We start from the raw sequence: 24,227 nt of genomic DNA on the forward strand, positions 1-24,227 counted from the left end.
CCATGCTCCGAACCCTGTCCATTTCCCTCGCGCTCGCCGCCGCTTGCGGCACGCTGCTTGCAGCCTGCGACCAGCAGAAGGTCGCCGACGCCGTCAACGCGGTGAAGCCCGACGCCATGGCGTTCGGCAAGCTGCAAATCGGCGTGTCGACGGTCGAGGATGTGCGCGCGTCGGCGGGCAAACCCGAGATCGTCTGGCAAAACGACGACGGCACAGAGCGCCTCGAATATCCGCGCGGTCCGAACGGCCTGAATACGTGGATGCTGGACTTCGACGCGGACGGCAAGCTCGTCGCGATGACCCAGGCGCTGACGGCGCAGAATATCGCCCAGGTGGTGCCGGGCATGACACAGGACGACGTGCGCAAGCTGCTTGGCAAACCGGCGACGGTGTCGAAGTACGCGCTGAGCCACGAGGAAGTGTGGAGCTGGCATTGGGCCGAAGGCGGCGTGGCCGGCGACGGCATGTTCAATGCGCATTTTTCGCCGGATGGACTGGTGCTCCGCACGTCGCGCTCGGATGCGCCGGGGCATGAGCAGCACTGATACGTGCTGACGGACGAGGAGGGTGGAAATGAAGCGTTTGGCCTGGCTGTTGAAGATCGTGAAGGGCGATGCGCGCGTGCTGTGGTTCGCGCTGCGGCAACCGAACCGGCCCGGCTGGCTGGTGCCGTCGGCGGCCTTGCTGACGCTTTATGCGCTCGCGCCGTTCAATATCGCGCTGCCGCTCGTCGGCGTGATCGACGACGGGATCGTCGTGCCGGTCTTGCTGCATTTGATGGTGGCGTGTCTGCCGGTGGGGTTGAGGCGGGCGGGGCGGTGAGGCGGCTTGTCGAGGCCTGTCGAGGCTCTGAAGCCGGCGTGCGCCCGGTGCGGCTTGATGTAAAATATACTTTACATCGCGTAGCCGCCTCGGTGGCGGTGCGGAGAGCGCCATGCAACTCTACGAAATCGGTCAGGCCGTCGCCCAGCGGCGCGCGGAACTCGATCTGACCCAGGCACAACTGGCGAAACTCGCCGGTTTGTCGCGTGTCACCGTCAATCAATTCGAGGCCGGGAAGGTCAACGATCTCGGCGTCAACAAGCTGATTCCGCTCCTGAGCGTGCTCGGACTCGAACTGGCTGCCTTGCCCCGCAGCGAACAGCGCGGGCTCCACAAGGCCACGGTCAGCGCGAACGTCAGCTACAAGGGGCATCTCACGGAGCGCACGCTCGCGAAGGCGCTGGCGAGCGGCAAGATTCCCGAGGGTTACGAGTCGCAGATTTCCACGATCCTCGATGAAGTGCCGGTGCCGGTCGTCGTCAAGGCGGTCGAGGAGGCGGCCAGAAGCTCGGGTACGCCGACGCGGCAAATCTGGAAAACCCTCGCCACCTGGTCGAAGGATTTGCATCTCTATCGCGGAGTGTGGGTGTGAACGTATCGCCGTCGTTGGCCTCGTTGCCCGATGGCGCATGGCGAAGCCTGTTTCGGCATGCGCTCAAACTCGTCGCAGAGATCAGGACGCATGGCACGTCCAATCCGTTCTGGACCTTCGGCGCCGGGACCGTGCTCATGCTGCGATACGGCCATCGCCTGAGCAAGGACATCGATATCTTCGTGCCCAATCCGCAGTATCTCGGCTACGTCAATCCGCGTATCAGCGACGCCGCCGCGGAAATCACGGGCGACTACGAAGAACACGCGCAGTTCGTGAAGCTGATCCTGCGGGACGGCGAGATCGATTTCGTCGTGTCGCGCAATCTGACTTCGCCGGGCTTCGACGAGTGGGAACTGATGGGCGAGGCGGTCAAGGTCGAGACCGCCGCCGAGATCGTTGCGAAGAAGATGTGGTATCGAGGCGACCGTCCCGCCGCGCGCGATTTGTTCGACCTGAGTCTCGTGATCGAGCGCGAACCCGATGCGTTGATGGCGGCGGGCACGTTTTTGATCCGGCATCGCGCGACGTTTCTGCGGCTGCTCGACGAGCATCGACCGTTTCTTGCCGCGCGATTCGCCGATATTCAGACGCTCGGTTATACGCCGTCGTTCGATTATTGCGCTGGCGCCGCGAAGGCGTTTCTCCAGGCGATTCCAGGCGACGCTTGAAGAACGGGCTTCGCATAAAAAAACGGCTGGGTCTCATGCCCAGCCGCCTTTTTCACTCCACCACCCGCGCAGGCGGCTCCATCTTCCCGCGCTTCGCATCCCACCACACGCGCAGCCGGTCCATATACAGATACACCACCGGCGTCGTATAGAGCGTGAGCATCTGACTCACAATCAGGCCGCCGACGATCGAAATCCCCAGCGGCGCGCGCAGCTCCGCGCCTTCGCCGCGCCCGAACGCCAGCGGCAGCGCGCCGAGCAGCGCCGCGCAGGTGGTCATCATGATCGGGCGGAAGCGCAGCAGGCAGGCCTGATAGATCGCGTCGCGCGAACTCAGTCCTTCGCGCGAGGCCTGGATCGCGAAGTCCACCATCATGATCGCGTTCTTCTTGACGATGCCGATCAGCAGAATCACGCCGATCAGCGCGATGATGCTGAACTCGGTCTTGAACAGCAGCAGCGCGAGCAGCGCGCCCACGCCCGCCGAGGGCAGCGTCGAGAGAATCGTCAGCGGATGGATGTAGCTCTCGTACAGAATGCCCAGCACGATATACACGGCCAGCAGCGCCGCGAGAATCAGGACCGGCTGGTTGCTCAGCGACTGCTGGAACGCCTGCGCCGTGCCCTGGAAGCTGCCGTGGATGGTCTGCGGCATGCCGATCTCGGCCATCGTGTCGTAGATGGCCTGAGTCGCGTCGGAGAGCGATTTGCCCGGCGGCAGGTTGAACGAGATCGTCGAGGCCACGAACTGGCTCTGGTGATTCACCGAGAGCGGCGTCGTGCCCGGCCCGAACGAGGCGATGGCCGAGAGCGGGATCATGGTTTCCTTCGCCGTCGACACGGCCGCACCCGACGACGCGCTCGACTTGCCGCTCGCGGCGATCGAGTTGATCGCGAGATTGCGCGCGGAGTCGGCGGCGATGGTCGCGGCGCTCGTCGACGAGGTGCCGCCCGTGCCGCCCGACGACGCGCTCGACGTGGCTGTGGACGTGACCGTGCCCGCCGTCGCGTTGGTGCTCTGCGCGCCGCTCGCGGTGCCGCCCGAGGTGCTGACCCAGATCTGCTTGAGCATCTCCGGGCTCTGCCAGTATTGCGGCGCGACTTCCATCACCACGTGATACTGGTTGAGCGGGTTGTAGATGGTCGAAACCTGGCGCTGGCCGAACGCGTCGTAGAGCGTGTTGTCGATCTGCGAAGGCGTGATGTTCAGCCGCGCCGCGCTCTGGCGGTCGATCGTCACCATTGCTTCGAGGCCGCCTTGCTGCTGGTCCGAATTCACGTCCGCGAGTTCGGGGCGCGCCTGTAGCGCTTCGGTGAGCTTCGGCCCCCACTTGTAGAGGTCGGCGGTGTTGTCGGCGAGCAGCGTGAACTGATACTGCGCGTTCGACTGCCGCCCGCCCACGCGGATGTCCTGGACCGATTGCAGGAAAGTGCGCGCGCCCGCCACGTTCGAGAGCGGCCCGCGCAGTTGCGCGATCACTTCGTCGGCGGAGAGCTTGCGCTCGCTTTTCGGCTTGAGCGAGACGAACATGAAGCCCGCGTTGGTCGCGCGTCCGCCCGTGAAGCCCGCCACGGAATCCACGGCCGGGTTCGCCTGCACGATGCGCTGCATTTCGGCGAACTTCACCTTCATCGCCTGGAACGAGGTCGACTGGTCGGCCTGGATGCCGCCGATCAGACGCCCGGTGTCCTGCTGCGGGAAGAAGCCCTTCGGCACGATCACGTAGAGCACCACGTTGAGCGCGATGGTCGCGAGCAGCACCATCAGGATCAGCAGCGGGTGCGCGAGCGCCCAGCCGAGCGTGCGCTCATAGCCGTTCTGCATGCGCACGAAGCCGCGTTCGAGCCAGCGCGAAAAGCGGCCTTCCGGCTTCTTCTCGTGCGCTTCCTGGAGCAGTCGCGAGCACATCATCGGCGTGAGCGTGAGCGAGACCGCGAGCGACACCGCGATGGCGAGCGAGAGCGTGAGCGCGAACTCGCGGAACAGGCGTCCGACGATGCCGCCCATCAGCAGGATCGGCAGCAACACGGCCACCAGCGAGACGCTGATCGAGAGCACCGTGAAGCCCACTTCGCGCGCGCCGAGCAGCGCGGCCTTCATGCGCGGCACGCCGCTTTCGATATGGCGCGAGATGTTTTCGAGCACCACGATGGCGTCGTCGACGACGAAGCCCGTCGCGATGGTCAGCGCCATCAGCGAGAGGTTGTCGAGCGAGAAGCCCATCAGGTACATGGCCGCGAAGGTGCCGATGATCGAGATCGGCACGGCCACGCTCGGGATCAGCGTCGCGCGCCAGTTGCGCAGGAACAAGAACACCACCATCACCACGAGCGCCACGGCGATGATCAGCGTGTGCTCGGTGTCCTTGAGCGAGGCGCGGATGGTGACCGAGCGGTCCGAGGTGGGAATCACGTCGACGTCGGCGGGCAGCGAGGCCTTCAGTTGCGGCAGCATCGCGACCACGCGGTCGACGGTCTCGATGATGTTCGCGCCCGGCTGGCGGTACAGGATCACCAGCACCGAATGCTTGCCGTTGGCGAGGCCGAGATTGCGCAGGTCTTCCACCGAATCGACCACTTCGCCCACATCCGAGAGCTTCACGCCAGCATTGTTGCGGTAGGCGATGACGAGGTCTTTATACTGGCTCGCCTTGCTCGCCTGGTCGTTGGTGTAGAGCTGGTAGCGCTGCGGGCCGAACTCGATGTCGCCCTTCGGACTGTTCGCGTTCGCGGAGGCGAGCGCTGCGCGCACGTCTTCGAGGCCGATGCCGTAGTGGAACAGCGCGTGCGGCTCCAGTTCGATGCGCACGGCGGGATTGGCCGAGCCGCTCACGTCCACTTCGCCGATGCCGTCGACCTGCGAGAGCGACTGCTGCAGCACCGTGGCCGCCGAGTCGTAGAGCTGGCCCGCGCTGAGCGTGGGCGAGGTGAGCGCGAGGATCAGGATCGGCGCGTCGGCAGGGTTGACCTTGTGATACGTGGGGTTCGAGCGCAGGCTCGTCGGCAGGTCGGCGCGCGCAGCGTTGATGGCCGCCTGCACGTCGCGCGCGGCGCCGTCGATGTCGCGGTTCAGGCCGAATTGCAGCGTGATGCGCGTGCTGCCCACCGAACTCTGCGAGGTCATTTCGCTGACGTCGGCGATCGAGCCCAGGTGGCGTTCGAGCGGACTCGCCACGCTGGTCGCCACGGTTTCCGGGCTCGCGCCCGGCAAGGTGGCCTGCACCGAGATGGTCGGGAAATCGACTTGCGGCAGCGGCGCCACCGGCAGCTTCGTGAACGCGAAGAGGCCGGCGAGCGCGATGCCGAGCGCGAGCAGCGTGGTCGCCACGGGGCGCGAGATGAACGGGCGCGAGAGATTCATCGCGTCAGTGCTCCGGGCCGGACGTGGGCGCGGGCGGCGTGGGATGCGAGTCGCCGCCGAAGCGCTTGCGCAGCCGCGCCGCGATCGAATCGAACGCGAGATAGATCACGGGCGTCGTGAACAGCGTGAGCGCCTGGCTCACGATCAGGCCGCCCGCGATGGCGATGCCGAGCGGCCGCCGCAATTCCGAGCCCGCGCCCATGCCGAGCATCAGCGGCAGCGCGCCGAGCAGCGCCGCCATCGTCGTCATCATGATCGGGCGGAAGCGCAGCAGGCAGGCCTGATAGATCGCTTCGCGCGGCGGCTTGCCTTCGTTGCGTTCGGCGTCGAGCGCGAAGTCGATCATCATGATCGCGTTCTTCTTCACGATGCCGATCAGCAGCACGATGCCGATGATGCCGATGATGTCCAGATCGTGCCCGCTGATCATCAGCGCGAGCAGCGCGCCGATACCGGCCGAAGGCAGCGTCGAGAGAATCGTGATCGGATGCACGAAGCTCTCGTAGAGCACGCCGAGCACGATGTACATCGTCACGATGGCCGCGAGGATCAGGAACAGTTCGTTCGAGAGCGACGCCTGGAACGCGAGCGCCGCGCCCTGGAAGCGCGTCTGGAACGAGCCGGGCAGGCCGACTTCCTGTTCCGCCTGCTGGATCGCCTTGACCGCCGCGCCCAGCGACGCGCCCGGCGCGAGGTTGAACGACACCGTGGTGGCCGGGAACTGCGAGAGGTGCGAGACCAGCAGCGGCGCGGGCCGCTCGTGGAACTTCGCGATGGCCGAGAGCGGCACCTGGCCCGTGGTCGAGGTCGAGGAGGGCAGGTAGATCGAGTTCAGCGAGTCGGTGTAGTGCTGCATCACCGGGTCGGCTTCCAGAATCACGCGGTACTGGTTCGACTGTGTGAAGATGGTCGAGATGATGCGCTGGCCGTAAGCGTCGTAGAGCGCGTTGTCCACGGTCGCGGGCGTGATGCCGTAGCGCGCCGCGCTCGCGCGGTCGATCTCGATGAACACCGAGTTGCCCTGATCCTGCAGGTCGGTGGCGACGTCGGCGAGTTCGGGCACCTGCTGGAGGCGCTGCACGAGCTTGGGCACCCAGGTTGTGAAGTCCTGGATGTTCGGCGTCGTGAGCATGAACTGATACTGCGTCGGGCTCACGGTCGAGTCGATCGTCAGATCCTGCACGGGCTGCATGTAGAGCGTCGCGCCCGGCATATGCGAGGTCGCCTGTTGCAGATCGCGGATGATCTGGCTGGCGGTCTCGCTGCGGTCGTCGCGCGCCTTCAGGTTAATGAGCATGCGGCCGCTGTTGAGCGTGATGTTCTGGCCGTCCACGCCGATGAACGACGTGAGGCTCTCCACGTTTTCGTTCTTGAGAATCTCGGTGGCGAGCGCCTGCTGACGCTCGGCCATCGACGCATACGAGACCGATTGCGGCGCCTGCGTGATCGCCTGGATCACGCCCGTGTCCTGCACGGGGAAGAAGCCCTTCGGCACGTAGACGTAGAGCACGCCCGTGAGCACGAACGTGGCGGCGAACACGAGCAGCGTGAGCCGCTGGCGCGCGAGCACCCATTCGAGCGCGACGCCGTAGCGGCCGATGATGTAGTCGAAGAACGCGTGCACGCGCGCCTCGAAGCGGCGGCTTTCGGCGGGCGGCGTGTGGCGCAGCATCTTTGCGCACATCATCGGCACCAGCGTGAGCGAGACGATCGCCGAAATCACGATGGTCACGGCCAGCGTGATCGCGAATTCGTGGAACAGGCGGCCGACCACGTCGCCCATGAACAGCAGCGGGATCAGCACCGCGATCAGCGAGACCGTGAGCGAGATGATGGTGAAGCCGATCTGTTTCGAGCCCTTGAGCGCCGCTTCGAGCGGCGGGTCGCCGTCTTCCACGTAGCGCGCGATATTTTCGATCATCACGATGGCGTCGTCGACGACGAAGCCGGTCGCGATGGTCAGCGCCATCAGCGAAAGATTGTCGAGCGAGAAGCCGCACAGATACATCACGGCCAGCGTGCCGATCAGCGAGAGCGGCACCGAAAGGCTCGGGATGATGGTGGCGTAGACGTTCGCGAGGAACAGGTACATCACGAGCACGACCAGCACGACCGACATCAGCAGTTCGAACTGCACGTCGCGCACCGAGGCGCGGATCGTGGTCGTGCGGTCGGTGACGATCTGCACGTCGAGCGCCTGCGGCAGCGACTCCTGCAATTGCGGCAGCAGCGCCTTGATGCTGTCCACCACGGCGATCACGTTCGCGCCGGGCTGGCGCTGCACGTTCACGATGATCGCGGGCGTGTTGTCCACCCACGCGCCGAGCTTGGTGTTCTCCGCGCCCTGCACGATGTTCGCCACGTCGGTGAGCATCACGGGGCGGCCGTCGCGGTAGGCGATCACGGCGTCTTTATAGGCGTCGGCGTCGGTGAGCTGGTCGTTCGCGTTGATCGTGTAGGCGCGCGTCGGGCCGTCGAAGTTGCCCTTCGGCGTGTTGACGTTGAGGTTCGAGATGCTGGTGCGCAGGTCGTCGAGATTCAGGCCGTAGGCGGCGAGCGCGCGCGGATTCGCCTGAATCCGCACGGCCGGGCGCTGGCCGCCCGAGAGACTCACGAGCCCCACGCCCGCGACCTGCGAGATCTTCTGCGCGAGACGCGTGTCGGCGAGATCCTGGATCTGCGTGAGCGGCAGCGTCTTCGAGGTGATGGCGAGCGTGAGGATCGGCGCGTCGGCGGGATTGACCTTGGCGTAGATCGGCGGCGCGGGCAGGTCCGAGGGCAGCAGGTTGCCGGCCGCGTTGATGGCGGCCTGCACTTCCTGTTCGGCGACGTCGAGCGGCAGGTCGAGGCTGAACTGCAACGTGATGACCGAGGCGCCCGCCGAGCTTTGCGACGACATCTGGTTCAGCGACGGCATCTGCCCGAACTGGCGTTCGAGCGGCGCGGTGACCGAGGACGTCATCACGTCCGGGCTCGCGCCCGGATAGAAGGTCTGCACCTGGATGGTCGGATAGTCGACTTCGGGCAGCGCCGAGAGCGGAAGAAACCGCAGCGCGACGAGACCGACCAGCATGATCGCCGCCATGAGCAGCGCCGTGCCGACCGGGCGCAGGATAAAAGCGCGGGAAGGATTCATGCGGCTTACTGGCTCGAAGCTTCAGAGGCGTGACGGCGATGGCGGTGAGCGCCCGAGGCGGCGCCGGCCCAGGAAGCACCGGAAGCGCCCGAGGCCGCGGATGCGCCGGACGCACCCGACGCGTGCTTGGGCCGCTCGGCGGGGATCGTGATTTTCGAGCCTTCGCGCAGGCGGTCCGAACCGTCGATCACGACGCGTTCGCCCACGGCGAGACCCGAGGCGATGCTGGTGCGTTCGGCGTCGATCGGCCCGGCTTTCACGAGGCGCACGGTCACGGTGTTGTCCGGCTTCACGACGTAGACGTACTGGCCCTGCGAGCCGTTGAGCACGGCCGAGGTGGGCACGATCACGGCGTTGTGGATCGTGTCGACCAGCAGGCGCGCGTTGACGAACTGGTTCGGGAACAGCGACTGGTCGTCGTTCTTGAAGCTCGCGCGCAGCTTGACGGTGCCGGTCGTGGTGTCGATCTGGTTGTCGAGCGTCTGCAGATAGCCGGTTTCGAGCATCGTGGTGTTGCTGCGGTCGTAGGCGGTCACCGACAGCTTCGTGCCCGCGCGCATCTGCTTCATGATCGACGGCAGGTTGTCTTCCGAGGTCGTGAAGATCACGCTGATCGGCTGCAACTGCGTGAGCACGACGATGCCGTTGGTATCGCCCGAGGTGACGTAGTTGCCCGGATCGACCTGACGCAGGCCCACGCGGCCCGAGACCGGCGCGGTGATGCGCGCGTAGGTGAGATCGAGCTTGTAGGTGTCGATGTTGGCCTGATCCGACTTGACCGTGCCTTCGTATTGCTTGACGAGCGAGGCTTGCGTGTCGACCTGCTGGCTCGCGATCGAGTCCTGCGCGAGCAGCGTCTGGTAGCGCTTGAGGTCGAGGCGCGCGGTGGCGAGCAGCGCCTGGTCGCGCGCGAACTGGCCTTCGGCGTTGGCGAGCGAGATCTGGTACGGGCGCGGGTCGATCTGCGCGAGCACATCGCCCTTTTTCACCATCTGGCCTTCCTCGAAGTTCACGCTCTGGAGCGTGCCGGACAGTTGCGTGCGCACCGTGACGTCGGCGAGCGGCGTGACCGTGCCGAGCGCCGTGATGACGATGGGCATGTCGCCGGCCTTCGCGGTGGCGACGCTCACGGGCTGCGGCATGTTGGCGAACGCGCCGGGGCCGCCGCGGCGCGAATGCGCGCCGCTCGCCGCGCCGGGCGCGCCCGCTTCGCCCTTCAGGCTCAGGTTCCACGGATGCCAGCGCAGCAGCGCGATGAGCGCGACGATCAACACGATCACGACGGCGATGAGCTTGCCGCGGCTCTTGCGCCGGACCTCGCCCGACGGCGGCGTGGCGTTGGCGGACGGCGTGTCGCGACGAGGGGAATCGGGGCGCTTTTCTTGTTGATCCATCGGTCAGGTCGGTTACGAGGTCGGTGACTGCTTGTCGGTTGAGCGGATTGGCTGCGCGTACGGCGTGCCGCGTAGCGTCGGTGGCTGCGGCGCAGGCCGCCGATGCTACGCGAGGCGCGCGCAAGCTTGATGTCAGGCGCCGCCACGCTGGCTGGCGTGCGGTGCACGGCTGGCGGGAGGGGCGGTCGGCCTGACGTCGCGGGTTGTCATCACGGGGCCGCGCGGGTGCGTGCGCGATGCGCGCTGAATCCGCGAAGGCACATTCGACGCCGTACAGACTCCTTACGGCGGCAAAAAGCATGATGCTACGTCGCTGTGTTCGTTACAGTCCAGTACCGTATCTTTCGAGACGTTACGAACGTTACAGGGCGTGTCATTTGTCCGTCAGGACGGGGGCCAGGATGGGCCTGGTCAAGCCTGATGAGCGGTCGCGGCGACCTTCGCGGCAGGCGGTGGCGGCAGGCAGGCGGTGCCGCCGATTTCGGTGGCGATGCGTTCGATGCACTCGCGCAGCATCGGCACCGCGTGCGTGACGAGCCAGTCGCGCGGGCATTGCTGCGCGGCGCCGCCGCAGTTGATCGCGTAGAGCTCGCCGCTCGGGCCGAAGAAAGTGCCGGCGATCGCGTTCAGGCCTTCGTACCATTCGCCGATCGCCATGCCGTAGCCTTGCTCGGCGGTTTCGGCCAGCGCCGCGTCGAGCCGGCTGCTGACGAAGCCCCAGTCGTTGCCCGCGGCGGCTTGCAGGGCGGAGGTGAGCTCGGCGCACTCGGCGGCTTCGAGCGAAACGAGATAGGCGCGGCCCACGGCGGTGCGGCTCATGTCGATGCGCGCGCCCACTTCGAGCCGCGAAACGAGCACGGCCGAGCGCGGCCGGATGGCGTCGATCACGACCATGTCGAGCCGGTCGCGCACGGCCAGATGCACGGACAGCGCGGTGCGCTCGGCCAGTCGGGTGAGGAAGGGCCGCGCGCGGGCGCGCAGGTCGGAGCTGCGCAAAAAACCGTTCGAGAGTTCGAGCACCGACGAGGTGAGCACGAAGCGCTCGCTGTCGGGCAGGCGGGCGAGGAAGCCCGTGGAGACGAGCGTGCCGGTCAGGCGCGAGAGCGTCGCTTTCGGGATGCCCGTGAGTTCGGTGAGTTCGCGATTGCCGAGCGCCACGTCGGCGGCGGCGATGGCGCGCAGCACGGCGAGGCCGCGGGCGAGCGCGGTGACTTCTTCGGCGTTGCCGTCTTTGTCGCGGGACGTGTCGGTACGGACGCGGTGATCGGGAGCGGTGGTCATGAGCGTGGAATTTCCGAAACGCTATTTCAATTTTGTTTGCGCGAGATGCGAGTTTTAACGCTTAAATCGAGACCGATTTTCGTGCCCGACAGGTACCGATCCATCGGACAAAAGCCAGGCTACATCAGGGAAAGCGGGTCGCAGCAGCGGTTTTTTGGGGCACTCGTAAGGTGTTTGATAGTTCGCGTATTTTGGTTAGATTTTGCTTGACTTAGTCAGCGTCTAGATAAAAAATGGAACCTGATTTCGACAGGACTTCGAGATATTCGCGCGGGCAAACGTTATGCGAGCAACGCGTGCAAACGTTGTGCATATATTGCGCGAGCGGCAATCGAAGGCGGGTTGGATGCAGGCCAGGTAGCGAACTTCACCTGCGCAAAGAACCCCGCGGCCTTGCGGGGTTTTTATGTGCCTCGGTTTATGCATTGAGCATAAATTCGGGACTTCGCGCACTGAGCCGCCTACCCATTCGGCGGGCATGAAAAACGTCCCCATTGCCGAATCCGCGTGTGTGTCGCCGCGGTCTGCAATGCATTGCGGAAGAAGGTCAGACAAACGTCGTCCTTGTCGAATACCGGCTCTCAGGTTCTAGCACGGCCCTCGGAATGGCTAGAACTTTTCAAAGCGTCACGTTCACACGTGACGCTTTTTTTTTGCTGTGCGCTAGCGCACGTCAAACCTGAAGTCTGCCGGAAAAATATGAACGCTGCCCGCATGTTTGATTTCGGCGCAGCAGCGTTTGCATTTTGTAAAGGGTGCGTCCTCAACGATGTGTGCTCAACGTTTGATTGCGGGCCGTCGTTTCACTTCGCTGACTGCCTGTTGTAGCCCATTCTCTTGGGCGGCGAAAACGATACGCGGTCGTACGATCAGGCCGCAATAAAAAAGGCCAGCATCGCGCTGGCCTTTATCGAACTCACTCAAGCGTGGTCACGCACACTCGTGCGCAATCGGGCGCGATCAGAAAACCGTCTCGCGCTCCGGCGTCGCCGAGATGCGGTGGATCGACAGGTCGGCGCCGTTGTACTCGTCTTCCTGATCGATGCGCAGGCCCACGATCGCGCGCAGCGCCCCGTACACCACAAAGCCGCCGAGCGAGGCGATCACGATGCCGCCCAGCGTGCCGACGATCTGCGCACCCAGCGACACGCCGCCGATGCCGCCCGCCCAGCGCGCACCGAAAATGCCCGCGGCGATCCCGCCCCACGCGCCGCAGAGGCCATGCAGCGGCCACACGCCGAGCACGTCGTCGATGCGCCAGCGGTTCTGCACGCAGGTGAACATATAGACGAACAGCACGCCCGCCACCGCGCCCGTCGCGAGCGCGCCGAGCGGCTGCATGATGTCCGAGCCCGCGCACACGGCCACGAGGCCCGCGAGCGGCCCGTTATAGGTGAAGCCCGGGTCGTTGCGGCCCGCGAGCCACGCGGAGAGCGTGCCGCCCACCATCGCCATCAGCGAGTTCACGGCGACGAGGCCGCTGATCTTGTCGATGGTCTGCGCGCTCATCACGTTGAAGCCGAACCAGCCGACGGCCAGCACCCACGCGCCGAGCGCGAGGAACGGAATGTTCGAGGGCGGATGCGCGGCGATGCGGCCGTCGCGCGAGTAGCGGCCGTGGCGCGCGCCGAGCAGCAGCACGGCGGGCAGCGCGACCCAGCCGCCGAACGCGTGCACGACGACCGAGCCCGCGAAGTCGTGGAACGGCACGCCGAACACGTGCGTGATCGCGTCCTGGAAGTGCAGGCGGTTGTTCCACACCATGCCTTCGAAGAACGGATAGATGAAGCCGACGATCACGAACGTCGCGAACAGCTGCGGATTGAACTTCGAGCGTTCCGCGATGCCGCCCGACACGATGGCCGGAATCGCCGCCGCGAAGGTCAGCAGGAAGAAGAAGCGCACGAGCTGATAGCCGTTGTGCTCGGCCAGCAGCGCGGCCGGCGAGAAGAACTGCACGCCGTAGGCGATCGTGTAGCCGATGAAGAAATACGCGATCGTCGACACGGAGAAGTCGACGAGGATCTTCACGAGTGCGTTGACCTGATTCTTCTTGCGCACAGTGCCGAGTTCGAGGAACGCGAATCCCGCGTGCATCGCGAGCACCATGGCGGCGCCCAGCAGCAGAAAGAGCGTATCGGTACCGGTCTTGAGAGTGTCCATCCTTGCGTCCTGCATTTGCCCAAAAGAGGCGCGTATTGAGCAAGATGTGGGCCAGCTTCGCGCCAAACTGGTGAACGAGCGTTCGCGTCGGGCATTGAAGCGGTGCGCGTTTGCACCGGATCGGCTATTTCCGTGCGGTCTCAGGTGCGTTTCAGGTGCGCGCGACGGGCGCCAGAACGGGGCGCGATACGCGTTGCGCACCGCGCGTGCACGTCACGATCGCACAAAAGCAGTGCTTGCGCGCGAAGTTGGTGATCTTGCGCGCCAGTCTGGGGCGATTTATTCGTTTTTGCTTTCTGAATCAAAGGTTTGTCGGCATTTAGAAATGTTCGGTGCGCTGGCGCACGCCAACCGGAAAATGGCCGCCGCAGCACAATTCCGCCGCACTTGGGGCACAAACGCCGACATAATGGGTGGGCTAAAAACCGCTAGCCGTCCACACGCTCCAGGCCGCCACACAATGCGCCTCACCACCAAAGGGCTATTGCTGATCGCGATCCCCGCCGTTTTCGAGCTGACGCTGCTGTCGGCCATCGTGAAAGCCGAGGCGGACGCGGAAAGCGCCGAGCGCGCGGGCCAGCACAGCCAGGCCGTGCTGGCCCAGGCGGCCCGTGTGCTGGAGCCGGTGCTGGTCGAGTCGGTGCGCCTGCGCGGCGCGGTGGCGACCGGCGACACGAATTTCCGCACGCCGGTCTTGCTGTGGATGGACGTCGACCGCCGCATCGACCGTCTCGCCGAACTGGTCGCCGACAATCCGCCTCAGGTCGAGCGCGCCGTGCAGATCCGCCAGACCGTGCAGAGCTACCGGCAATGGTCGGACCGTATTCAGGATCTGCTTCATTCGGGCCGCCGTGCCGATCTCGTCGAGCGCTTTCGCACCTTCACCGACTACGACGTGCTCGATCGCGTGCGCACGCAGGTGTCCGCGTTCCAGACCGAGGAGCGCCGCCTCGACGTGATGCGCGTGACGGTGGCCGAGCAGGCGCGCGCGCAGCAGGAGTCGCTGGTGGTGACGGCCGTGATCGGCTCGATCATGCTGGTGGCGATCTCGGTGTGGCTGTTCATCCGCGGCGTGCGCGGCCGTCTCGACGCGCTGTCGGACAACGCCGGCCGTCTCGCGGGCAACGAGCCGCTCGCGCCACTCACCAGCGGCAACGACGAGATCGCCCAGCTCGACCTCACGCTGCACCAGATCAGTCAGCGGCTCGTCGAGGCCGAACGTCTGCGCGTCGGCTTTCAGGCGGACCTCGCGCGGCGCGCCGAGCAACTGGCGCGCATCAACGAGAACCTGCGCCAGCAGACCCAGGAAAACGAGATGTTCATCCACAGCGTGTCGCACGATCTGCGCGCGCCGCTCGTGAATCTGCAAGGTTTTTCGCGCGAGCTTCACCATGCCTGCGACGATCTGCGCGATCGCGTCGCGCAGTCGTCGCTGACGCCCGAGGCGCGCGAACGCATCGAGCGCATCATCAACGAGGATATCGGCGAGGCGCTGCGCTACCTGCAGACGGCGGTCCTGCGCGCCTCGCACATCATCGACGCGCTGCTGCGGCTCGCGCGCGTGGGGCGCGTGGAGTACCGGCGTCAGCGCGTGAACGTGCAGGAACTGGTGCAGCGCGTGGTCGACGCCATGCATGCGTCGGTGCGCGCGCGCAACGCCCAGGTGAGCGTGCGCATGCTGCCCGCCGTCTGGGGCGACCCGACGGCGCTCGAACAGGTGTTCGCGAACCTGATCGGCAACGCGCTCAATTATCTCGATCCGGCGCGCGAAGGGCGCGTGGAGATCGGCGCGGCGGATGCGCCGCCGGGCGTCGAATCGCTGCACATTTTCTACGTGCGCGACAACGGGCTCGGGATTCCCGAAGTGGCGCTGCCGCGGCTCTTTCAGGCGTTCCAGCGCATGCACGGCAACGTCGCGCCGGGCGAGGGCATCGGGCTCGCGCTCGTGCGCCGCATGGTCGAGCGGCACGGCGGGCGCGTGTGGGTGGAGTCGGTGGAGGGCGAGGGGACGACGTTCTATCTCTCGCTGCCCGACGCGCTCGCGGTGGTGCCGCCCGCGCCGGGCGACGCAGCGGCCTTGCTGGCCGCGCACGAGCGCGAGTTGCGTGGCGGAGACGGTGCTAACGGTGCTAACGGTGGCAATGGTGGCAATGGTGGCAATGGTGGCAATGGCGGGGACGGGGACAGCGCGCCGGCTGCGCGTGCGCCCGCGCTCAAGGCGGCGGGCAAGCTGGCGGTTGCGGGCGGCACGCCGGATGGCGCTGGTGTTTGACGTGGGCGGGCGTGTGACGCGAAGCGAACTTAAAGGCGAAGTGCGGTGCTGAACCGGCCATGCTGGGCGCGCACCGTGCCGCGCACACCCTCAGCAGGCGAAAATGCGCCGCGTCTTGAGCAGTTGATGGCCGCGAATCGACCAGAGACAGCCCGCCGCAGCCAGCACGACGACGACGCCCAGCACGCTCTGCGTGCTCAGTGCCGCGCCGAACGGTATGCCGGCCGGCGAGACGAAGGCGCGTTCGAGCATGAGCAGCGCGCCCCAGAGCGCAATGGCCGCCTGGATCAGCATGCGCGTGCCGCGCAGATGGCGCGCGCGCTCGGCGGCCGTGCCGCGACGATGCGCGCGGCGGCAAAAGAAAGCGATCGCCATCAAGGCGATCACGAGCAACACAATCCAGTCTGTCAGGTCCATCGGCGCACTCCCGCAATCCACAGGGAATTGTCGGGAGTGCCTGGCACAAAAACCATCAGACCGATCCTAAACAGGCGAACAGGATAAGTCAGGGCTCGATGCGCGTGCCGAGCAGCACGAGGAACTGGCGCAGCCATTCGGGGTGCGCGGGCCAGGCCGGCGCGGTGACGAAGGGCGCGTCGGTGACGGCGGCGTCGATGGCGATATCGGCATATTCGCCGCCCGCGAGCCGCACTTCGGGCGCGCAGGCCGGATAGGCCGAAATGCGTTTGCCTCGGATCACTTCGGCGGCGGCCAGCAACTGCGCCGCATGGCAGATGGCCGCGATCGGCTTGTTGGCGCCCGCGAAGTACTGCACGATCTCGATCACTTTCGGATTCAGCCGCAGATACTCGGGCGCGCGGCCGCCGGCGATGGCGAGTGCGTCGTAGCGCTTGGGATCGATCTCGTCGAAGCTCGCGTTCAGCGCGAACTGATGGCCGGGCTTTTCGGTGTAGGTCTGGTCGCCCTCGAAGTCGTGGATCGCGGTCTTCACGCGCTCGCCGGCCTTCTTGCCCGGACAGACGGCATCGACCTTGTGGCCGATCGCGAGCAGCGCCTGGAACGGCACCATCGTTTCATAGTCCTCGGCGAAGTCGCCGGTGAGAAACAGGATCTTCTTCACTGCCATGGTTTTGTCTCCTCGGTGGAACAGCGGGTTGCACGCGTGAAACGGTGTAACGTGGAACATGGAACATAAAGGGACCCCACGCAGTCTACTCCAGCATGTTTGACGATTTTTCACAGCCTCGCGCGCCGGACGCACCCACGTTCGCCGATATCGGCTGGCGGACCTACGAGCCGGGCCGCGACGCGGCGGCGCTCGCGGCGCTGTTTCGCGCGTCCGTCAACGAACTGGCGGGGGCGCACTATGACGCGCCGCAACGTGCCGCCTGGTCGACCAGCGCCGACGATCTCGCGGAGTTCGACGCGCGGCTCGCGCGCGGCGTGACGCTCATCGCCGAACATGCGGGGGCGCCGGTGGCGTTCGCGCAGCTCTTTCCCGTCGATCACGTCGAGATGCTCTACGTGACGCCCGGATGGACGCGGCGCGGGCTGGCGTCGGCGCTGATCGCGCGGCTGGAAGCGCTGGCGCGCGAGGCACAGGCGAGCACGCTCGACACCGACGCCAGCGCGCTCGCGCGGCCCGTGTTCGAGCGCGCGGGTTTTTCGCTCGTCGCGGAAGAACGGGTGCGGCGCGGCAGCGTATCATTGCGGCGTTTTCATCTTTGCAAGCCGCTCAGGGCGGTGTCTTTTTCAGGATGACCATGTATTTGAAGGTATCGAAGCAGGTATCGAAGCGCACTCTCCTGCGTTATGCCGTCGCGCCGGCGCTCCTGTGCGCGCTGCTGGCGGGCTGCGACAAACACGATCAGACGGCGTCCGATCTCGCCAACAAGTCCGCCGACGCGGCGCAGCAAGCCGTGCAGGCCGCGGCGAGCCAGGCGTCGGCACAAGCGGCGCAGGCGCTGGGGCACGCGGCGAGCTTCGTGAATCAGCAGCTCGATTCCGCGCAGCGCCAGCTCGATCACGCGGCGTCGCAGACCCAGGCGACCATCGATTCGCACGTCCAGTCGCAGGCCGATCGCGCCAGTGACGCGAGTGCGTCCATCGCGCAAAACGCCAGCGACTCCAGCGCCGAACTCGCCTCGCAGGCGCGCGGCCAGTGGCGCGAAGCAGCGAGCGCCGCGCACGCGATGCTCGGCAACGCGGCGGCGGCCACCGGCACGGGACTGTCCATCGCCGGCCATTCGCTGCAGCGCTGGGCCGCGAGCGACGCGGCGGCGGGATCGTCGCCGGGCGCCAGCCAGTGACGGGCGGCGGGCGCGGCAAGCCGTCACGGGCCGCCCGCGCCGTTTGACGGTTTGACGAATGGAATTAATGTAATTATCATGGTTACACTTCATCTTGCCGCACGCGCTGCGGCCGGTTCGCCGTGAATACGAGTAGCCGTTTTGCGTTTGCCGTTCACGTGCTTGCGCTGCTGGCCTTGCAGGAAGGCGAGCCCTTGTCGTCGGACATCATCGCGGGCAGCGTGAACACGAATCCCGCGCTGATCCGCCGTCTGCTGACGATGCTCGCCAACGCCGGGCTCACCACGTCGCAGCTGGGCGCGGGCGGCGGGGCGCTGCTGGCGCGCGAGCCGCGCACGATCTCGCTGCTCGAGATCTATCACGCGGTCGACGATGCGCAGCTGTTCGCCATGCATCGCGAGGAGCCGAATCCGGCCTGCATGGTGGGGCGGCACATCCAGCAGTCGCTGCGCGGCGTGATCGACGATGCGCAGCGCGCGATGGAAGCGTCGCTGGCCGCGCGCACGTTGACCGACGTGGTCGAGGACATGCAGCGCAACGAGCGCAAGCTCGAACGCACGCGCGCGCCGAAGGCGCAGCGTCGGGCGTGAGGCGCGCAGCAGTCGGGCAGCAGTTGGGCAGGGCGGCAGGATAGAGCCGTACACGATTTCACCGAACGGGGCGTCGCCCCGTTTTTTAGAGCCTTAAATGTAACTAAATTGGTTACATAAATCCGTCATCCCAAACAGGAGTTCGCAAGATGAGCAAGTCGCTGAAAATCGCCCTCTTTGGCGCCACCGGCATGGTCGGTTCGCGCATCGCCGCTGAAGCCGCACGTCGCGGCCATCAGGTGAGCGCGCTGGTGCGCCAGCCCGAGCGCGTCGTCGCCGGTCCGAACGTGCAGGCCGCGAAGGCCGATCTGCTCGATGCCGCGAGCGTGGCGGCGGCGGTGCGCGGCCACGACGTGGTGGCGAGCGCCTATGCGCCGCCGTTCAGCCAACTGGGCGATCTGCAGATCGCGAGCCGCGCGCTCGTCGACGGCACGCGCGCCGCGGGCCTGACGCGTCTCGTCGTGGTAGGCGGCGCGGGCTCGCTCGAAGTCGCGCCGGGCAAACAGCTCGTCGATACCGATGGCTTCCCGGACGCCTACAAGCCGATCGCGCTCGCGCACCGCGAGGCGCTCGGCTACTACCGCACGGTCACGGACCTCGACTGGACCTTCTTCGCCCCCGCCGCGCTGATCGCCCCGGGCGAGCGCACGGGCACGTTCCGCACCGGCGCGAACACGCTGATCGCCGACGCGAACGGCGACAGCCGCATCTCCGCCGAGGACTACGCGATCGCCTTCGTCGACGAACTGGAGCAAGCGCGCTTCGTGCGCCAGATCGCGACGGTCGCGTATTGATGCGGCGCCGCGCGAAGGGCGTTCGCGCCCCGCGCGGCAGGTCCGCGTTTGCGTTCTCGCGCTCGCATTCCCGTGCTTGCATTCTGTTACGCACGCATGACGCGTGGCTGTGGCGTCTGCGGCTACACTGGAGCGTCCTGATTTCGCCCCTTCGTCATGAATCCATGCTTCGGACGGGACGACGCGGGCGGGACGCCGCAACGCGTGCGGCCGTCCGCGTCGGGTTCTGTATTGGCTGCGCTGCGGGCGCGCCGCGATCTTCGTGAGTCCGGCGTTCGCGCGCATGCCGCGGCGCCGTGGGCCGTGTGCGCGCGGCTCGTCGTGTGGTTGATCATCCGGCTCGCGCTGGCGAGCGGCCTGGGTTTGTGCGCGCCCGCGTTCGCCGCCGATTCGGCTGCGGCCGCCACGCCATCCGCCTCTGCGGCCTCCGACGCGTCCGCGGCTTCCGCCGCACCGGCCGCGCCCGTCGCCGTGCCGGTGCTGCCCGCGTTGCGCAGCCTCATCACCGGCGCGCCCTTGCCGGTTTCGGGCGCCTCGGCCGCCGACGCCGCCTCGGCGCCGTCACCCGCGAGCCAGGCGGAATTCACGCGCTCGCTCGACAGCGTCATCACCACGCTCGACAACGACAAGCAGCGCAACGCGCTCGTCTCCCAGCTCAAGAAACTGCGTTCGGCGTCCGCGAACGTCGCGCCCGCGCCGGCTTCGGGCGCGGCGGCGAACGCGTCCGGCCTGCTCGGCGCGATCGCTTCGGGCCTCGCCTCGGTGGAAGCCGACGCGCGCCGCGGCCGCAGTCCGCTGCATTACTGGGCGGGCCGCTTCAACGCTGCGGGCATCGAGATCTACACGATCGCCTCGGGCGGCGAGGGCGAAAGCCTCGGGCGCATCGTCTTCGACATGGCGGCGCTGCTGTTCGGCTGGGGCGTCTGCGCCGCGACGCTGCGCTGGCTCGAACGCCGCATGCTGCGGCGCTTTTCCGTGCAGGTGCACCTGCAGCCCAATCCCAGCACGATCGATCTGCTGGTGTTCGTGCTGCATCGCGTCGCGCCGTGGATCGTCGCGTTCATCGGCGCGCTGATGGTGGAGCGCGCACTGCCCCAGGCGCTCGGCCGCACGATCGGCGTGGTGATCGCCTATGCGATCGTGGCGGGCGCGGTGTTCTCGTCGATTTGTCTGATCATGTTTTCGCTGTTCGGCGCGGGGCACCGGCGCGTGGCCGTGAACGTGCTGATCCGCGATGCGCGGCGGCTGCTCTGGGCGATCGGCGTGTTCGCCGCGCTCGGCGACGCGGCCACCAATTACGAAGTCGCGAGCGAACTGGGCGTCAATCTCGCCGCGCTGGTCTCGACCTTCGCGAACATGACGGCGGCCGTGCTCACGGCGGTGTTCGCGATCGGCTTCCGGCGGCCCGTCGCGCATCTGATCCGCAACCGCGGCTATCAATTACGCACGGACCACAAGGCGCTCACCGAAGTCTTCGACGTGCTCGCCTCGCTCTGGCAATTGCCCATGCTGCTGCTCGCGGCGGCGTCGATCGTGGCGACGCTCGGCGGCATCGGCAGCCACGAAGACGTGCTGCAAATTTCGGTCGTCACCGCGCTGTTGCTGGTGCTCGCGTTCTTCCTCTCGGCCGTGGTGTTCCGCATCACGCGGCCCGATCTCACGCGCGTGCGGCGGCGCTCGCCGTATCTGCGCCGGCTGCTGCGCTTCGCGGGCACGCTGCTCGTGCTGTTCGTCTGGCTCGCGTATTTCGAGTCGTGTGCGCGCCTCTGGGACGTCTCGCTCGCCGCGATCATCGAGGCGAACGTGGCCGCGCGCGGCATTGCCCACGCGATCTTCGCGATTCTCTTCACGGTGTTTCTCGCGTGGCTCGTGTGGATCGTGCTCGATACGGCGATTCTCGAAGCGCTCAACCCGAGCGGCCCGCGCACCAAGGGCCGCGCGCCGAGCACGCGCGCGCGCACGATGCTGCCGCTCGTGCGCAACGCGCTGCTCGTGTCGATCCTCACGATCGCGGGCATCGTCACGGCGGCGAATCTCGGCATCAACGTGACGCCGCTGCTTGCGGGCGCGGGCGTGATCGGCCTGGCGATCGGCTTCGGCGCGCAGTCGCTCGTGACCGACCTGATCACGGGCCTCTTCATCATCATCGAAGAAACGATTTCGGTCGGCGACTGGATCGATCTCGACAACGGCCACGCGGGCACGGTCGAGCATTTGTCGATTCGCACCGTGCGGCTGCGCGACGGGCAGGGCGCGATCCACGCGATCCCGTTTTCGCAGATCAAGATCGTCAAGAATCTGTCGCGCGATTTCGCGTTCGCGGTGTTCGAAGTGCGTGTGCCGTTTTCCGTCGATCTCGATACGGTCACGCGCATGATCCGCGAGACCGGCGCGGAACTGGTCGCGGATTTCCGCTATCGGCGCGAGATTCTCGGGCCCGTGGAGGTGTGGGGGCTCGACCGCTTCGATCCGAACTGGATGGTCGTGAAAGGGCAGATCAAGACGCGGCCGTTGCAGCAGTGGAGCGTGGCGCGGGCGTTCAATGCGCGCCTGAAGCGGCATATGGACGAGGCGGGCATCGAGATGCCGGTGCCGCAGATGCAGGTGCATATGTCGCCGCGCGGCGACGACGGGCGCGAACCCGGCAACGGTTCCGACTCCGATGCGGGGCTCGACGAAGCGGGCGGCGCGCCGGAGTCGGGCGAAGCGCGGGCGCGTGCCGAGGCCAGAGTCGAAGCGAAGGAAGCCGAAGCGAAGGAAGCGGCGGCGGCCAGCGACATCACCACGCGCGGTGTGACGCGCGACGCCTCGCACGAACCGCGACCCGCGCCGCCGCCGACCGGCAGTCCCGAAGGCGCGCCGCCGCAGATTCCAACAGCGGGACGCAACTGAGCGCGATGTCAGGCCGTCTCGGCCAGCGGCAGCACGTCGTTCACGTGCGTGGCGATCTGCTCGCCCGCCACGCCGTACACATGCAGCGAAACCGTCTGCGTGGCGCTGTCGTTCGCGAGCCGATGGACGTTCGCACGTCCGGGGCCGCCGAACGCCATCGCGCCGGATGTGCCTGCCGTCCGTTCGTGCGCGCGCCGGAATTCGGCGACGCCGCGCGCTTCATCCCAACCGTACAGCGTCTCGGTGAGCGTGCCGTCGAGCACGGCGTAGCCGCACCACGCGTGATGCGCGTGCACCGGGCTCGCCTGACCCGGCTGCCAGACCAGCGTCGCGACCGCATAACGGCCGCGCGGATCGGCGGCGATCAGATGGCGGCGATAACGATCCGCGCCGCCCACGCGCTGCGCGGGCAAGACGAGCGCGGGATCGGCCAGCGCCTGTGCGAGCGCGAAACGCACGCCTTGCCCGAACGCCGCACAGCGCGACGGATCGTCGTCGGCGTTTTCGTGACCGCAATGGGCGAGGGCGCAGGTGTCGAACACGCCGTCGAGTGTGCCGCACAGGCGCGCGACGGCGGCGGCGTGTGCGGTTTCCAGCAGCGCGGGGTGAAAGGGCGCGTTCATCGGATGGCCTCGTGTCGTGTTGTTCTCCTAGACAGAGTTATAGCGATTGGCGCCGAGAAAGAGTTTCCCTTCTTTTTTTCCATTGCGGCGTAAGATAGAAGAAATTTCTATACGACGGGGTAGGCGGGAATGGATATCATCGATAAAAAGCTCGTGGAGCTGCTCCAGCAGGACGCCACCATGCCGGTCGCCGAGCTGGCGCAGCGCGTGAATCTCTCGCAGACGCCGTGCTGGAAACGCGTGCAGCGCCTCAAGGAAACCGGTGTGATCCGCGCGCAGGTGGCGCTGTGCGATCCGAAAAAGCTGGGCGTGGGCACGACGGTGTTCGTCGCGGTGCGCACGAACCAGCACACCGAGGCGTGGGCGCAGGCTTTCACGCGCGCGGTGCAGGATTTTCCCGAGATCGTCGAGGTGTACAGGATGAGCGGCGAAACCGACTATCTGCTGCGCGTGGTGGTGTCCGATATCGACGACTTCGACCGCATCTACAAGCAGCTGATTCGCGCCGTGCCGCTGTTCGACGTGAGTTCGAGTTTCGCGATGGAGCAGATCAAGTATTCGACGGCGCTGCCGGTGCGCGGGACGTGAGCGTTTTGCGCACGTTCTCTCCGTCGTCTGGAGCGCAAGCCGTCTGCAAGGCGCGGCGGCGTAGAATGCCCGTTCCTTCTTCCTCACCTCATCGGGCAGGGCACGTTACATGAACGAACCGCGCAAGAAGAACCCCACGCTGGGCGTAGGCGTCCTGATCGTCGTGGTGGTGCTGTTCGTGATCGGCACGGTGCTGTTCAACGCGCTGCGCAGCAAGCGCGACTACGACGAGACCGTCGGCGCCCAGGCGAGCCACGCGGCGACCAGCACGGCCGCTTCGCAGGCGGGCAGCGCGACGCAATAACGCTTGATCGCGCCGCGTTAGCCGTTACCCGCGTTACTCGTCACGCATTACTCTTCCGGCAGACGGATCAGGCTCGCGTCGCGGCGAATCAGCCATGACGCCGCGAGCATCTGCTTGCCTTGATGCGCGAGCAGCTTCAGATCCTGCGCGAGTTCGGCGCTCGGTCCCAGCGCGCGTTCCGCGTCGACCACCATGGTGTCGAGTTCGCGCGTCATGCGCTTCGTGATGTCGAGCTGATCGTCGGGCACCGCCGTGCCGGCCTCGGCGGCCACGAGATTCTCGCGCACGCAGTCGAACGCGCGTTCCAGCGCGTCGAGCTTCACGCTTTCTCCCGCACCCGCTTCGAGATTCGCGGTGCTGCGCAACAGCGGCGCGCTCGCCGTGATCTGCGAGGCCAGTTCGTGGCTGCGCACCAGCAGGTCGTTGAGTTCGGGCACGAACTTTTGCGCCGACTTCGGTTCGAGCATCATGCGC

The 24,227-nt window shown here is 66.5% G+C and carries 20 protein-coding genes and 1 pseudogene; 12 read left to right on the forward strand and 9 right to left on the reverse strand.

The window, feature by feature from the left end; translation table 11 throughout:
• Positions 1 to 2: 2 nt before the first annotated feature.
• From bamE to LDO54_RS18045, 4 genes are all read left to right on the forward strand, one after another.
• Positions 3 to 545 (forward strand): outer membrane protein assembly factor BamE domain-containing protein, encoded by a 543-nt coding sequence (gene bamE, locus LDO54_RS18030; protein ID WP_436975621.1) that lies wholly within the window; start codon positions 3 to 5, stop codon positions 543 to 545.
• 28 nt (positions 546 to 573) lie between these two features.
• Positions 574 to 822 carry a hypothetical protein gene (locus LDO54_RS18035; RefSeq protein WP_224012039.1) on the forward strand — a complete coding sequence of 83 codons (249 nt, stop codon included), beginning with the start codon at positions 574 to 576 and terminating at the stop codon, positions 820 to 822.
• A 112-nt stretch (positions 823 to 934) separates the two neighbouring features.
• Positions 935 to 1,414, forward strand: a complete 480-nt coding sequence (locus LDO54_RS18040) for a helix-turn-helix domain-containing protein (protein WP_224012040.1) — start codon at positions 935 to 937, stop codon at positions 1,412 to 1,414.
• The gene (locus LDO54_RS18045; RefSeq protein ID WP_436975619.1) at positions 1,405 to 2,085 is read left to right on the forward strand and encodes a nucleotidyl transferase AbiEii/AbiGii toxin family protein; all 681 of its coding nucleotides are present in this window, start codon (positions 1,405 to 1,407) and stop codon (positions 2,083 to 2,085) included. Before LDO54_RS18040 ends, LDO54_RS18045 begins: the two co-directional genes overlap by 10 nt.
• A gap of 52 nt (positions 2,086 to 2,137) precedes the next feature.
• On the opposite strand, the gene LDO54_RS18050 is transcribed toward LDO54_RS18045, so the two are convergent.
• The 5 genes from LDO54_RS18050 to LDO54_RS18070 form a co-directional block, all read right to left on the reverse strand.
• Positions 2,138 to 5,446 carry an efflux RND transporter permease subunit gene (locus tag LDO54_RS18050; RefSeq protein WP_224012042.1) on the reverse strand — a complete coding sequence of 1,103 codons (3,309 nt, stop codon included), beginning with the start codon at positions 5,444 to 5,446 and terminating at the stop codon, positions 2,138 to 2,140.
• A 4-nt stretch (positions 5,447 to 5,450) separates the two neighbouring features.
• Positions 5,451 to 8,582: an MdtB/MuxB family multidrug efflux RND transporter permease subunit gene (locus LDO54_RS18055; protein ID WP_224012043.1), complete on the reverse strand. Its 3,132-nt coding sequence runs from the start codon at positions 8,580 to 8,582 to the stop codon at positions 5,451 to 5,453.
• A 5-nt stretch (positions 8,583 to 8,587) separates the two neighbouring features.
• Entirely contained in the window at positions 8,588 to 9,976 is a 1,389-nt protein-coding gene (locus tag LDO54_RS18060) for an MdtA/MuxA family multidrug efflux RND transporter periplasmic adaptor subunit (RefSeq protein WP_224012044.1), read from the reverse strand.
• A 411-nt stretch (positions 9,977 to 10,387) separates the two neighbouring features.
• Positions 10,388 to 11,257 (reverse strand): IclR family transcriptional regulator, encoded by an 870-nt coding sequence (locus LDO54_RS18065; RefSeq protein WP_224012045.1) that lies wholly within the window; start codon positions 11,255 to 11,257, stop codon positions 10,388 to 10,390.
• Between the two features lie 960 nt (positions 11,258 to 12,217).
• The gene (locus LDO54_RS18070; RefSeq protein ID WP_224012046.1) at positions 12,218 to 13,420 is read right to left on the reverse strand and encodes an ammonium transporter; all 1,203 of its coding nucleotides are present in this window, start codon (positions 13,418 to 13,420) and stop codon (positions 12,218 to 12,220) included.
• Between the two features lie 460 nt (positions 13,421 to 13,880).
• On the opposite strand from LDO54_RS18070, the gene LDO54_RS18075 reads away from it, so the two are divergent.
• Positions 13,881 to 15,692, forward strand: a complete 1,812-nt coding sequence (locus tag LDO54_RS18075) for a sensor histidine kinase (protein ID WP_224012047.1) — start codon at positions 13,881 to 13,883, stop codon at positions 15,690 to 15,692.
• Between the two features lie 90 nt (positions 15,693 to 15,782).
• On the opposite strand, the gene LDO54_RS18080 is transcribed toward LDO54_RS18075, so the two are convergent.
• Positions 15,783 to 16,109, reverse strand: coding sequence for a hypothetical protein (locus LDO54_RS18080; protein ID WP_224012048.1), 327 nt, complete (start codon positions 16,107 to 16,109; stop codon positions 15,783 to 15,785).
• An 88-nt stretch (positions 16,110 to 16,197) separates the two neighbouring features.
• Positions 16,198 to 16,779 carry a DJ-1/PfpI family protein gene (locus LDO54_RS18085; protein WP_224012049.1) on the reverse strand — a complete coding sequence of 194 codons (582 nt, stop codon included), beginning with the start codon at positions 16,777 to 16,779 and terminating at the stop codon, positions 16,198 to 16,200.
• A gap of 95 nt (positions 16,780 to 16,874) precedes the next feature.
• On the opposite strand from LDO54_RS18085, the gene LDO54_RS18090 reads away from it, so the two are divergent.
• The 5 genes from LDO54_RS18090 to LDO54_RS18110 all read left to right on the forward strand — a co-directional run bounded on the left by LDO54_RS18090 (position 16,875) and on the right by LDO54_RS18110 (position 22,238).
• The gene (locus LDO54_RS18090; RefSeq protein WP_224012050.1) at positions 16,875 to 17,414 is read left to right on the forward strand and encodes a GNAT family N-acetyltransferase; all 540 of its coding nucleotides are present in this window, start codon (positions 16,875 to 16,877) and stop codon (positions 17,412 to 17,414) included.
• A 2-nt stretch (positions 17,415 to 17,416) separates the two neighbouring features.
• A complete protein-coding gene (locus tag LDO54_RS18095) occupies positions 17,417 to 17,962 on the forward strand; it encodes a hypothetical protein (RefSeq protein ID WP_224012051.1) in 546 nt (181 codons plus the stop codon).
• 122 nt (positions 17,963 to 18,084) lie between these two features.
• A complete protein-coding gene (locus LDO54_RS18100; protein WP_224012052.1) occupies positions 18,085 to 18,552 on the forward strand; it encodes an Rrf2 family transcriptional regulator in 468 nt (155 codons plus the stop codon).
• Between the two features lie 149 nt (positions 18,553 to 18,701).
• Positions 18,702 to 19,346, forward strand: coding sequence for an NAD(P)-dependent oxidoreductase (locus LDO54_RS18105; protein WP_224012053.1), 645 nt, complete (start codon positions 18,702 to 18,704; stop codon positions 19,344 to 19,346).
• Between the two features lie 156 nt (positions 19,347 to 19,502).
• Positions 19,503 to 22,238: a mechanosensitive ion channel family protein gene (locus tag LDO54_RS18110; RefSeq protein ID WP_436975620.1), complete on the forward strand. Its 2,736-nt coding sequence runs from the start codon at positions 19,503 to 19,505 to the stop codon at positions 22,236 to 22,238.
• Between the two features lie 8 nt (positions 22,239 to 22,246).
• Here the strand turns inward: LDO54_RS18110 and LDO54_RS18115 are convergent, their stop codons facing one another.
• Positions 22,247 to 22,861 carry a cysteine dioxygenase family protein gene (locus tag LDO54_RS18115; protein WP_224012055.1) on the reverse strand — a complete coding sequence of 205 codons (615 nt, stop codon included), beginning with the start codon at positions 22,859 to 22,861 and terminating at the stop codon, positions 22,247 to 22,249.
• Positions 22,862 to 22,990: 129 nt separating this feature from the next.
• Here LDO54_RS18115 and LDO54_RS18120 point away from each other — a divergent pair, with 129 nt between their 5' ends.
• Positions 22,991 to 23,449, forward strand: coding sequence for an Lrp/AsnC family transcriptional regulator (locus LDO54_RS18120; RefSeq protein ID WP_224012056.1), 459 nt, complete (start codon positions 22,991 to 22,993; stop codon positions 23,447 to 23,449).
• Positions 23,450 to 23,558: 109 nt separating this feature from the next.
• Entirely contained in the window at positions 23,559 to 23,753 is a 195-nt protein-coding gene (locus tag LDO54_RS18125; RefSeq protein WP_224012057.1) for a hypothetical protein, read from the forward strand.
• A gap of 47 nt (positions 23,754 to 23,800) precedes the next feature.
• Here LDO54_RS18125 and LDO54_RS18130 read toward each other — a convergent pair.
• Positions 23,801 to 24,227: pseudogene (locus tag LDO54_RS18130) on the reverse strand (AraE protein); the annotation flags it as partial.

It is taken from the genome of Paraburkholderia tropica (assembly GCF_914484835.1).
Taxonomy (GTDB): domain Bacteria; phylum Pseudomonadota; class Gammaproteobacteria; order Burkholderiales; family Burkholderiaceae; genus Paraburkholderia; species Paraburkholderia tropica_A.

Bases quoted from the DNA above. Each gene is read 5' to 3' on its own strand.
- bamE (WP_436975621.1), top strand. From the start codon at position 3: ATGCTCCGAACCCTGTCCATTTCCCTCGCGCTCGCCGCCGCTTGCGGC.
- LDO54_RS18035 (WP_224012039.1), top strand. From the start codon at position 574: ATGAAGCGTTTGGCCTGGCTGTTGAAGATCGTGAAGGGCGATGCGCGC.
- LDO54_RS18040 (WP_224012040.1), top strand. From the start codon at position 935: ATGCAACTCTACGAAATCGGTCAGGCCGTCGCCCAGCGGCGCGCGGAA.
- LDO54_RS18050 (WP_224012042.1), bottom strand. From the start codon at position 5,446: ATGAATCTCTCGCGCCCGTTCATCTCGCGCCCCGTGGCGACCACGCTG.
- LDO54_RS18055 (WP_224012043.1), bottom strand. From the start codon at position 8,582: ATGAATCCTTCCCGCGCTTTTATCCTGCGCCCGGTCGGCACGGCGCTG.
- LDO54_RS18060 (WP_224012044.1), bottom strand. From the start codon at position 9,976: ATGGATCAACAAGAAAAGCGCCCCGATTCCCCTCGTCGCGACACGCCG.
- LDO54_RS18065 (WP_224012045.1), bottom strand. From the start codon at position 11,257: ATGACCACCGCTCCCGATCACCGCGTCCGTACCGACACGTCCCGCGAC.
- LDO54_RS18070 (WP_224012046.1), bottom strand. From the start codon at position 13,420: ATGGACACTCTCAAGACCGGTACCGATACGCTCTTTCTGCTGCTGGGC.
- LDO54_RS18075 (WP_224012047.1), top strand. From the start codon at position 13,881: ATGCGCCTCACCACCAAAGGGCTATTGCTGATCGCGATCCCCGCCGTT.
- LDO54_RS18080 (WP_224012048.1), bottom strand. From the start codon at position 16,109: ATGGACCTGACAGACTGGATTGTGTTGCTCGTGATCGCCTTGATGGCG.
- LDO54_RS18085 (WP_224012049.1), bottom strand. From the start codon at position 16,779: ATGGCAGTGAAGAAGATCCTGTTTCTCACCGGCGACTTCGCCGAGGAC.
- LDO54_RS18090 (WP_224012050.1), top strand. From the start codon at position 16,875: ATGTTTGACGATTTTTCACAGCCTCGCGCGCCGGACGCACCCACGTTC.
- LDO54_RS18095 (WP_224012051.1), top strand. From the start codon at position 17,417: ATGTATTTGAAGGTATCGAAGCAGGTATCGAAGCGCACTCTCCTGCGT.
- LDO54_RS18105 (WP_224012053.1), top strand. From the start codon at position 18,702: ATGAGCAAGTCGCTGAAAATCGCCCTCTTTGGCGCCACCGGCATGGTC.
- LDO54_RS18110 (WP_436975620.1), top strand. From the start codon at position 19,503: ATGAATCCATGCTTCGGACGGGACGACGCGGGCGGGACGCCGCAACGC.
- LDO54_RS18115 (WP_224012055.1), bottom strand. From the start codon at position 22,861: ATGAACGCGCCCTTTCACCCCGCGCTGCTGGAAACCGCACACGCCGCC.
- LDO54_RS18120 (WP_224012056.1), top strand. From the start codon at position 22,991: ATGGATATCATCGATAAAAAGCTCGTGGAGCTGCTCCAGCAGGACGCC.
- LDO54_RS18125 (WP_224012057.1), top strand. From the start codon at position 23,559: ATGAACGAACCGCGCAAGAAGAACCCCACGCTGGGCGTAGGCGTCCTG.